The 9,033-nt window shown below is 65.9% G+C and carries 11 protein-coding genes; 9 read left to right on the forward strand and 2 right to left on the reverse strand.

The features are described 5' to 3' along the window. Positions 1 to 1,929: phosphoenolpyruvate synthase (gene ppsA / locus AC1VAN_RS04355; protein WP_480985332.1), on the reverse strand; the 1,929-nt coding region annotated here is incomplete at its 3' end. Positions 1,930 to 2,074: 145 nt separating this feature from the next. On the opposite strand from ppsA, the gene ppsR reads away from it, so the two are divergent. From ppsR to AC1VAN_RS04370, 3 genes are all read left to right on the forward strand, one after another. After that, positions 2,075 to 2,896 (forward strand): posphoenolpyruvate synthetase regulatory kinase/phosphorylase PpsR, encoded by an 822-nt coding sequence (gene ppsR, locus AC1VAN_RS04360; protein WP_025879262.1) that lies wholly within the window; start codon positions 2,075 to 2,077, stop codon positions 2,894 to 2,896. Positions 2,897 to 3,023: 127 nt separating this feature from the next. Further along, positions 3,024 to 3,536, forward strand: coding sequence for a DUF1249 domain-containing protein (locus AC1VAN_RS04365; RefSeq protein ID WP_025879261.1), 513 nt, complete (start codon positions 3,024 to 3,026; stop codon positions 3,534 to 3,536). A 40-nt stretch (positions 3,537 to 3,576) separates the two neighbouring features. Further along, entirely contained in the window at positions 3,577 to 4,065 is a 489-nt protein-coding gene (locus AC1VAN_RS04370) for an NUDIX hydrolase (RefSeq protein WP_080148528.1), read from the forward strand. A gap of 95 nt (positions 4,066 to 4,160) precedes the next feature. Here the strand turns inward: AC1VAN_RS04370 and AC1VAN_RS04375 are convergent, their stop codons facing one another. Continuing rightward, a complete protein-coding gene (locus tag AC1VAN_RS04375; protein WP_282280515.1) occupies positions 4,161 to 4,811 on the reverse strand; it encodes a class I SAM-dependent methyltransferase in 651 nt (216 codons plus the stop codon). Between the two features lie 345 nt (positions 4,812 to 5,156). Between AC1VAN_RS04375 and AC1VAN_RS04380 the strand changes: the two genes are divergently transcribed. Genes AC1VAN_RS04380 through AC1VAN_RS04405 form a run of 6 tightly spaced genes read left to right on the forward strand, consistent with a single transcriptional unit; the run spans position 5,157 to position 9,006 of the window. Next, the gene (locus AC1VAN_RS04380) at positions 5,157 to 5,771 is read left to right on the forward strand and encodes a CDP-alcohol phosphatidyltransferase family protein (protein ID WP_025879258.1); all 615 of its coding nucleotides are present in this window, start codon (positions 5,157 to 5,159) and stop codon (positions 5,769 to 5,771) included. 22 nt (positions 5,772 to 5,793) lie between these two features. Beyond that, positions 5,794 to 6,867: a class III poly(R)-hydroxyalkanoic acid synthase subunit PhaE gene (gene phaE / locus AC1VAN_RS04385; RefSeq protein WP_480985333.1), complete on the forward strand. Its 1,074-nt coding sequence runs from the start codon at positions 5,794 to 5,796 to the stop codon at positions 6,865 to 6,867. A gap of 3 nt (positions 6,868 to 6,870) precedes the next feature. After that, entirely contained in the window at positions 6,871 to 7,938 is a 1,068-nt protein-coding gene (locus tag AC1VAN_RS04390; protein WP_032976186.1) for a class III poly(R)-hydroxyalkanoic acid synthase subunit PhaC, read from the forward strand. Continuing rightward, entirely contained in the window at positions 7,935 to 8,303 is a 369-nt protein-coding gene (locus tag AC1VAN_RS04395; RefSeq protein WP_032976185.1) for a YfeK family protein, read from the forward strand. Before AC1VAN_RS04390 ends, AC1VAN_RS04395 begins: the two co-directional genes overlap by 4 nt. 50 nt (positions 8,304 to 8,353) lie before the next feature. Continuing rightward, on the forward strand, positions 8,354 to 8,557 hold the full coding sequence (locus tag AC1VAN_RS04400) for a PspC domain-containing protein (protein ID WP_025879254.1): 204 nt from the start codon (positions 8,354 to 8,356) through the stop codon (positions 8,555 to 8,557). Beyond that, positions 8,554 to 9,006 carry a hypothetical protein gene (locus AC1VAN_RS04405; protein WP_025879253.1) on the forward strand — a complete coding sequence of 151 codons (453 nt, stop codon included), beginning with the start codon at positions 8,554 to 8,556 and terminating at the stop codon, positions 9,004 to 9,006. The genes AC1VAN_RS04400 and AC1VAN_RS04405 overlap by 4 nt, the downstream gene beginning before the upstream one ends. Positions 9,007 to 9,033 lie beyond the last annotated feature (27 nt).

A 9,033-nucleotide genomic window follows, 5' to 3' on the forward strand; every position in this document is an offset into this window, starting at 1 on the left:
GATCATGACCCACAGGTTGTCCAGGCCCATCTCGTTGCGCACGCGCAGCACGGCCTTGCACTCCAGCGCGAAGGCGGCCGAGAAGCTCGGATCGACGTAACGGCTGGCGCCGCGGAAGCCGATCATCGGATTCTCTTCGTGCGGCTCGTAGTTGCTGCCGCCGATCAGGTTGGCGTACTCGTTGGACTTGAAGTCCGACAGTCGCACGATCACCGGGTTTGGCGCGACCGAGGCGGTCAGGGTGGCGATGCCTTCGGCCAGACGGTCCACGTAGAAGCCGACCGGGTCGGAATAACCGGCGATCTTCTCGTCGATCTTCTTCTTCGTCGCCGCATCCTGGCGGTCGTATTCCAGCAGCGCGTTGGGGTGGATGCCGATGTGGCTGGCGATGATCATTTCCAGACGCGCCAGGCCGATGCCCGCGTTCGGCAGCTGGCCGAAGTCGAAGGCACGTTCCGGGTTGGCCACGTTCATCATGATCTTCAACGGTGCCGGCGGCATGTTGCCCAGATCGGTGGTGGTGCGCTCGAAGCCGAGCTTGCCTTCGTAGATGAAGCCGGTATCGCCTTCAGCGCAGCTGACGGTGACCAGCTGGCCATCCTCGATGACCTTGGTGGCGTTGCCCGAACCGACCACGGCCGGCACGCCAAGCTCGCGCGCGATGATCGCCGCGTGGCAGGTACGGCCGCCGCGGTTGGTGACGATCGCCGAGGCACGCTTCATCACCGGCTCCCAATCGGGATCGGTCATGTCGGCGATCAGCACGTCGCCCGGCTGCACGCGGTTCATGTCTTCCAGCGTCTTCACCACGCGCGCCACGCCGGCACCGATCTTGGCGCCCACGGCGCGGCCTTCGGCCAGAACGTTGCCGCCCTTCTCGGTCAGCGCGAAACGCTCGATCTGGGTGGCATGGCTGCGCGACTTCACGGTCTCCGGGCGCGCCTGCACGATGAACAGCTTGCCGCTGACACCGTCCTTGGCCCACTCGATGTCCATCGGGCGGCCGTAGTGCTTTTCGATGGTCAGCGCCTGGCGCGACAGTTCGGCCACGTCTTCATCGTTGATCGAGAAGGTGGTGCGCAGTTCGGCCGGGGTGTCCTCGATCCTGACGCGCTCGCCGGGGACATCCGAGTACACCATGCGGATCGCCTTGCTGCCGAGCGAGCGGCGCAGGATCGCCGGCTTGCCGGCCTGCAGGGTGGGCTTGTAGACGTAGAACTCGTCGGGGTTGACCGCGCCYTGCACGACCATTTCGCCCAGGCCGAACGAGGAGGTGACGAACACCACGTCGCGGAAGCCGGACTCGGTGTCCAGGGTGAACAGCACGCCGGACGCGCCCACGCCCGAACGCACCATCAGCTGCACGCCTGCGGACAGGAACACGTCCTCGTGCTTGAAGCCGTGGTGCACGCGGTAAGCGATGGCACGGTCGTTGTACAGCGAGGCGAACACTTCCTTGACCTTGTGCACGACATCGTCGGCACCGGTGACRTTGAGGAAGGTTTCCTGCTGGCCGGCGAAGGAGGCATCGGGCAGATCTTCGGCGGTGGCCGAGGAGCGCACGGCCACGGCCACGTCGCCGCCGCCGTTGTCGGCGCTCAGCTTGGCGTAGGCGGTGCGGATGTCCTGGTCCAGCTGCGGCTGCAGCGGTGCATCGATCACCCAGCCGCGGATTTCCTTGCCGGCTGCGGTCAGTGCGTTGACGTCCTCGACGTCCAGCGTGGCCAGCTTGTCGAAGATGCGCTTGGACAGGTCGTTGTGCGCGATGAAGTCCTTGAAGGCTTCAGACGTGGTCGCATAACCTCCAGGAACGGAGACGCCCAGACCGGCAAGGTTGCCGATCATCTCGCCCAGCGAGGAATTCTTGCCGCCTACGCGGGCCAGGTCGGCCAGACGCAGTTCGTGCAACCACAGGATGTTCTCGTTCAAGCGCGATGCTCCGTTTGGCCATCGCCCGAGGCGGGCTTTGATGGCCGCGTCCGTAGGAAGAAGCCGATATGATGCCGGGCAGACCACCGTCGGCACAAGCTTGTGTTGGCGGCCCTTTTAGGCTTCGTAGGGGGTAAATGCGCGCATGTCGACCATCCGTCCGGTGTTCTACGTTTCCGATGGAACCGGTATCACCGCTGAAACCATTGGGCATAGCCTGTTGACCCAGTTCTCCGGGTTCAGCTTCATTACCGACCGGATGTCATTTGTCGATGACCCCGAAAAAGCCCGCGAAGCCTGTGCCCGGATCCAGGCGGCGGGGGAGCGCTACCAGGTCCGGCCGATCGTGGTGAACTCCTGCGTGGACCAGAGCCTGAGCCTGATCCTGGCCGAAAGCGGGGCGCTGATGCTGGATGTGTTCGCCCCGTTCATCGAGCCGCTGGAGCGCGAACTGTCCAGCTCGCGCCTGAACCGGGTCGGCCAGGCCCACGGCATGGTCGACTTCGACACCTACCACCGGCGCATCAACGCGATGAACTTCGCGCTGACCCACGACGATGGCATCGCGGTGAACTACGACGACGCCGACGTGATCCTGGTGGCGGTGTCGCGGGCGGGCAAGACGCCTACCTGCATCTACCTGGCCCTGCATTACGGAGTGCGCGCGGCCAACTACCCGTTGACCGACGAGGATCTGGAGAGCGACCGCCTGCCGCCCCGCCTGCGCAACTACCGGCGCAAGCTGTTCGGCCTGACCATCGACCCCGACCGCCTGCAGCAGATCCGCCAGGAGCGCCGGCCCAATTCGCGCTACGCCAACCTGGACACCTGCAAGCGCGAGGTGGCTGCGGCGGAGGTCATGTTCCAGATGGAACGCATCCCGACCCTCAGCACCACCCATACCTCGATCGAGGAGATCTCCAGCAAGGTGCTCGGCACGCTGGGGCTGCAGCGCGAGCTGTATTGACGGGGGCGCCACGACCAACGGTCGTGGTCTACCTGCGCGGTGGGTATCGACCGTTGGTCGATACAGGGCCCCTTTGGCCGGGGCCGATCAGTCCCCACGTTGAAGGGCCAACGTGTAGGATCAACCCATGGCCCGAGCATTGCCCCGTACCGAGCGCATTCCCCGCCTGAGCCGGCTGAGCTGGCTCATGGGGCTGTACGCAGAGAACTACCGTCACCTGGTGCGCCTGTTCGCGCCGGCCGAGCTGGTGGCGGGAAGCTATGTCTCTTCGGTGGGCGATGGCCTGGACGTGCGCCTGGACGTGATCGAGTGCCACCGCTACACGGTCGAGCTGCGCCTGACCTATGACCTGGCCGACCCGGTGACCGGTGAACCGGACCCATCGGCCTTCGTCCGCCTGTACCGGGACGCGCGCCAGGCCGAGACCACCCACTGCTACGTCGGCCGCCGCTGGCAGGACACGATGGGCCTGTACCCACCGCCGGCCGAGCTGATCAGCCATCGCATGCGGATGAACACCTTCCTCGGCAAATGGCTGGAATACCTGGCCGAACGCGGCCATGGCGTGGCCACCCTGCGCCGTGATCCAGACGGCAACACCGTGGGTGCCGGCGACCGCCGCCTGTCGCTGGTGCGTTGATCGGCCATAATCCACGGYTGACCCGCCGCCGGACCCGCACATGCCGTATACCCCGATCGTCGCCACCCTGGGCTATGTGCTCTCGCCCGATCGCCGCCAGGTGCTGATGATCCACCGCAATACCCGGCCGGGCGACCACCACCTGGGCAAGTACAACGGCCTGGGCGGCAAGGTCGAGCCGACCGAGGACATCGCCGCCGGCATGCGCCGCGAAATCGCCGAGGAAGCCGGTATCGACTGCACGGCCATGCGCCTGCGCGGCACCATCAGCTGGCCGGGTTTCGGCAAGCACGGTGAAGACTGGTTCGGTTTCGTGTTCGTCATCGACAGCTTTGAGGGTGCCCCGCACGGCGGCAATCACGAGGGCACCCTGGAGTGGGTGGACGTGGACAAGCTCGACCAGTTGCCGATGTGGGAGGGTGACCGCAACTTCCTGCCGCTGGTGTTCGATGCCGATCCGCGCCCGTTCCACGGAGTGATGCCATACCGGGATGGACGCATGCAGAGCTGGTCCTTCAGCCGGCTTTGAGGCATTCCGGAGGCCGCTGCGCTCGCCGGACATGGTCCGGCGCTACCATCCGGCGCAGCCTCGGTAGCGCCGGGCCATGCCCGGCGGGGAGAGCTTCAGCGCCGGCGCGCCAGCAGCAGGTGGAAGTGCTTTTCCCGCTGCTGGCTGTCATTGCCGGCCGTGCATTCGCGATGCGAGCGCCATGCCGTGACGGTGAAGCCGGACACCCGCAGCGCCAGCTCCACTGCGTCCAGCTCATGCAGCTCAAAGTCGGCGGCAAAGGGCAGGCTGCGCATGAATCCGGCATCGCCGAAGGCCAGGCATAGCCGGCCGCTGCGATGCAGCACCCGTGCCAGTTCATCCAGTACCGGGGCCAGGTCCGGCCAGAAGTACAGGGTGTTGACCGCCAGCGCAGCATCGACGCTGGCATCAGCCAGGGGCAGGGCATGGGCATCACCCTCGCGCAGCGCGGCACGGCCAGCCAGGCCGCTGGCGGCAAGGTGCTGGTTGCCGGCGTCGACCATGGCACTGGACAGCTCGACACCCACGTAGCGACTGCCACTGGCCTGCAGCAGCAGCGGCGCAAAGGCGGCGTTGCCAGGACCGATTTCCAGCACCTGCTCTCCGGCAGCGACGGCCAGCAGTGCGATCGCCGCCTGGTTGAGGGCGCCGTTGCTGCGGTTCATCGATTCGCCCACGGCCAGCGCGGCCTCGCCATGGGGCTGCCGCAACTGCGCGACCAGGGTGCGTGCATCCAGCATCAACATCGTCCGTCGGTAAGGAGTCGGACGTGGCGGCGGCGGGTCCGCCGCAGACCATAGCGCTGGCGGATCGGCTTGGGAAGTAGGGAAACCCCGGCTTGTGGTGATGAGGAAATGTCCAACGTCGCAGTCGGTGAGAACCAGTTGTCCACAGGGGGTGTGGATTACGCGTGGGCAACTTTGTGGATAAGCGCTGACAGGCGCCACCCCCCTAGGCTGTCAAGATGGGTGGCGAAAAATTCACCGCTGGTGAGGATCGGTGAGTGACGGGTGAAGGACAGGGGCAGCCCACGCTGTTGCCGGTGGCGGCGCTCGCGGTACCCTGTGGGCCTTGATGCCCCGTGAGACTTCATGAAACGTCACTTCTCGATGCTGCGCGAGTTCCATCTGGCGGACTGGTTCACCCTCGCCAACGCTTTCTGCGGCACCGGCGCGGTGTTTGCCGCAATGCGTTTCCTGCAGGATGGCGAGCGCGGCTACCTGCTGTTCGGCATGGCGCTGATCCCGCTGGCTTTCATTTTCGACGCATTGGACGGCCGCATCGCGCGCTGGCGCAAATCCAGTTCGACCCTGGGCCGCGAGCTCGACTCGCTGTCGGACGTCATTTCCTTCGGGGTCGCGCCCGCAGCGCTGGCCTATGCCTGTGGCATGCAGGGGGGCTGGGACTGGCTGGTGCTGAGCTACTTCGTCTGCTGCGGCGTCAGCCGCTTGGCTCGCTACAACGTAACCGCCGAGGCGATGAGCGGTGACGAAGGCAAGGTGAAGTACTTCGAGGGAACGCCGATTCCCACCAGCCTGGCGCTGGTGATCGTGCTGGCGATCGCCGCCGGCACCGATGCCATCGGCCACGACCTGTGGCTGGGCCAGTGGCAGATTGGCCCTTGGCAGCTGCATCCGTTGGTGCTGCTGTTCGCGTTGTCCGGGTCGCTGATGATCAGCAAGACCCTGCGCATTCCCAAGCCATGACCCAGCCCTGCGGAGGAGCGCGATGACCAGCTCGGCCAACGACGCCGGCAGCAGCGATTTCGAGAATCTGGCCCGCCAGTACTTCGGCGCCTGGGGTGATGCCTTGCGCCATGCAGCCGTGCCGGGAACCCCGGCTGGCGACGACCCGGGCAGCTGGAAGCGCCTGTTCGACTGGTGGGGCCAACTGCTGCCCGGGACCGGTGCTGCCGCGCCCGAAGAGGCAGTGCGGCGGTTCCGCGATCAAGCTGGCAGCTGGTACGGCACCATGCAGGAAGTCGCTGCACGCTTTGCGGGCCGCGATGCCAGCAGTGCCGAGGTTGCCCAGGCCTGGCGTGAAGCGGTGAAGGGGCAGGGCGACGGCATGCTGCAGTGGATGCTGCAGGGGGCCCGCGGCAGCACCCGTGTGGACGCTGCTCCGCCCGAGTTCACGGCGTGGTTCCAGCAGTTGCAGACGCTGGCTGGCCCTTGGCTGCAGAGCCCGGCGTTCGGGCCCGGCCGCGAGCACCAGGCGCGGTGGCAGGCCCTGCTGCGCGCGCAGGAGGAGTACCAGCAGCATTCGCAGGCCTATGTCGAGCAGATCAAGCAGGCACTGGAAGAGGCGTTCGACCTGTTCGAACAGCGCTTGGCCGAACACGAGCAGCCCGGCAGCCAGCTGACCAGCGCCCGGGCGATGTTCGATCTGTGGATTGAAGTGGCCGAGGAGGCCTACGCCAAGGTCGCCATGTCCGAGCCGTTCCAGCAGGTGTATGCCTCGCTGGGTAACGCACAGATGCGCCTGCGCGCAGGCCTGCAGCGCGAGGTTGAACAGATGAGTGAACGTATCGGCCTGCCCACCCGCAGCGAGATGGATGCCGCCCACCGTCGCATTGCCGAGCTCGAGCGCAGCCTGCGCCGGGTGCAGGCACAGGTGGCGGCGCTTGCCGGTACCGATGCCGTCGATCCGGTTGCCCAGCCAGCGCCTGCCAGGGTCAAGCCCGTCGCGCGCAAGCCTGCAGCGAAGAAGGCTGCAGCGAAGAAGCCTGCTGCGAAGAAAGCYGCTSCGAAGAAAGCGCCAGCGAAGAAGGCCACCACCCGCGCGACCACGCGGAAGTCGTAAGCCATGAAAGGACCGCTGGGCTTCAATGCCGATGACCTGATGCAGGAGACCCTGGCCATGCAGCGCAAGCTGATGGAGGGGTTGAAGCTGCTGCCGCAGGTGGAGGACGTCGACTATGGCGCCACCGCCCGCGAGGAAGTCTGGCGCGATGGCAAAGTGGTGCTGTATCGCTTCGTCGGCGAGAACGCTCCGGTGCGGCGCACACCGCTGCTGATCGTGTACGCACTGGTCAACCGCCCGTACATGGTGGACCTGCAGGCCGATCGGTCGCTGGTGCAGAAGCTGCTGGCATTGGGCCAGGACGTCTATGTGCTGGACTGGGGTTATCCGGACCGTTCCGAACGCTACCAGACGCTTGAGGACTATCTGCTGCGCTACATCGATGGCGCGGTGGATGCGCTGCGCGCACGCATTGGAGGCCCCGTCGACATGCTGGGAATCTGCCAGGGCGGCGTGTTCGCCCTGTGCTACGCCGCACTGCGGCGGCAGAAGCTGGGCAACCTGATCACCATGGTCACCCCGGTCGACTTCCAGACCGCCGACAACATGCTGTCGCACTGGGCCCAGCAGGTGGATGTGGATCTGCTGGTGGATACGCTGGGCAACATCCCGGCCGATCTGATGAATGCCAGCTACTTGATGCTCAAGCCATTCCGCCTGAACGTGCAGAAGTACGTGGGCCTGCTCGACATCCTCGATGACAAGGCCGCGCTGGAGGATTTCCTGCGCATGGAAAAGTGGATCTTCGACTCGCCGGACCTCGCGGGTGAAGCCTTCCGCGAGTTCATCAAGCAGTTCTACCAGGGCAACGGCCTAGTCAATGGCACCGTGCGCATCGGCGAAGAGGCGGTGGATCTGTCGCAGGTGACCCTGCCGGTGCTGAACATCTACGCCGAACAGGATCATCTGGTGCCACCGGATGCATCGCGCGCGATGCGTGGCCGGTTGGGCACACAGGACTACACCGAATCCAGTTTCCGCGGTGGGCATATCGGCATCTACGTCTCCGGCCGCGCACAGCGCGAAGTGCCGGCGACCATCGACAACTGGCTGAAGGAACGCACGCCATGAAACATTCCCCTCTGTTTGCGCTTGCCCTGGCCCTTGCGCCCGGCGTCGCCAGCGCTGCGCCGAGCGCCGATGCGCGCCGCGAGATCGCGCAGTTGATCGGAAGCCTGGATGGCTCCCAGTGCCAGTTCCAGCGCAATGGCAGCTGGTACGGTCCCGCCGATGCGCGTTCCCACCTGCAGCGCAAGTACGACTACCTGCTGAAGAAAGACATGGTCGACACCGCCGAGCAGTTCATCGAGCGTGCCGCGAGTCAGAGCAGCATGAGTGGCAAGGCGTATCGGATCCGCTGCCCCGGCCAGCCCGAACAGACCTCCGCGGCGTGGTTCGGCGCCCGCCTGCAGGCCTTGCGCCAACGCACGCCGTAGACATTGCAGGCGCTACAGTGGCAACAGCCAGTCAGCCGGGAGACCTCGCCATGAACGCTGTGCCGCGCACCCTGTCGCGCTCGCTGAACGACCGCATGATTGCCGGGGTGATGGGCGGCATCGCCCATCGTTTCGGCTGGAACCCGACCCTGGTACGGGTGCTGTACGTGGTGGTCTCGCTGGCGTCGGCCGCCTTCCCCGGCATCCTGGTCTACCTGCTGCTGTGGCTGCTGATCCCCAACGAGGCGGATTGAACACCGCGTCCCGGCCCTGGCCGATCTGGCTGCGCGCGCTGCAGGTGCTGGGCGCGCTGTGGACCGTGCCCAATACCCTGATCGGCCTGCTTGGCGGTCTGGCCGGGTTGCTGGGTGGTGCGAAGATGCGCTGGAGCGGTCGTGATTGCGCGGTGGTTTTCGATCACTGGCCCTGGGGCCCGGGCGGAGCGATCACCCTGGGCAACGTGATCCTGCACACCGGCCACGATCTGGGCATGTGCTGTCGTACCTACGCGCATCAGGCGGGGTGGGGCGTGGAGCCGTTGATCCGGCTGGATGACCATGAGCGTGCGCACGTGTACCAGTATCTGGTGCTGGGGCCGCTGTACCTGCCGGTGTATCTGCTGTGTGGTGGTGTCAGTGCGCGCAATCCGTTCGAGCGTGCGGCCGATCATTACGCGCGGTTCGGGCACGGCTGGTGGCCGTAGATTCCAGCCAACGGCGCAGCCCCTCGT

The organism is Stenotrophomonas sp. 05L44_2 (genome assembly GCF_056665995.1).

Bases quoted from the DNA above. Each gene is read 5' to 3' on its own strand.
- ppsR (WP_025879262.1), top strand. From the start codon at position 2,075: ATGTCGACCATCCGTCCGGTGTTCTACGTTTCCGATGGAACCGGTATC.
- AC1VAN_RS04365 (WP_025879261.1), top strand. From the start codon at position 3,024: ATGGCCCGAGCATTGCCCCGTACCGAGCGCATTCCCCGCCTGAGCCGG.
- AC1VAN_RS04370 (WP_080148528.1), top strand. From the start codon at position 3,577: ATGCCGTATACCCCGATCGTCGCCACCCTGGGCTATGTGCTCTCGCCC.
- AC1VAN_RS04375 (WP_282280515.1), bottom strand. From the start codon at position 4,811: ATGTTGATGCTGGATGCACGCACCCTGGTCGCGCAGTTGCGGCAGCCC.
- AC1VAN_RS04380 (WP_025879258.1), top strand. From the start codon at position 5,157: ATGAAACGTCACTTCTCGATGCTGCGCGAGTTCCATCTGGCGGACTGG.
- AC1VAN_RS04390 (WP_032976186.1), top strand. From the start codon at position 6,871: ATGAAAGGACCGCTGGGCTTCAATGCCGATGACCTGATGCAGGAGACC.
- AC1VAN_RS04395 (WP_032976185.1), top strand. From the start codon at position 7,935: ATGAAACATTCCCCTCTGTTTGCGCTTGCCCTGGCCCTTGCGCCCGGC.
- AC1VAN_RS04400 (WP_025879254.1), top strand. From the start codon at position 8,354: ATGAACGCTGTGCCGCGCACCCTGTCGCGCTCGCTGAACGACCGCATG.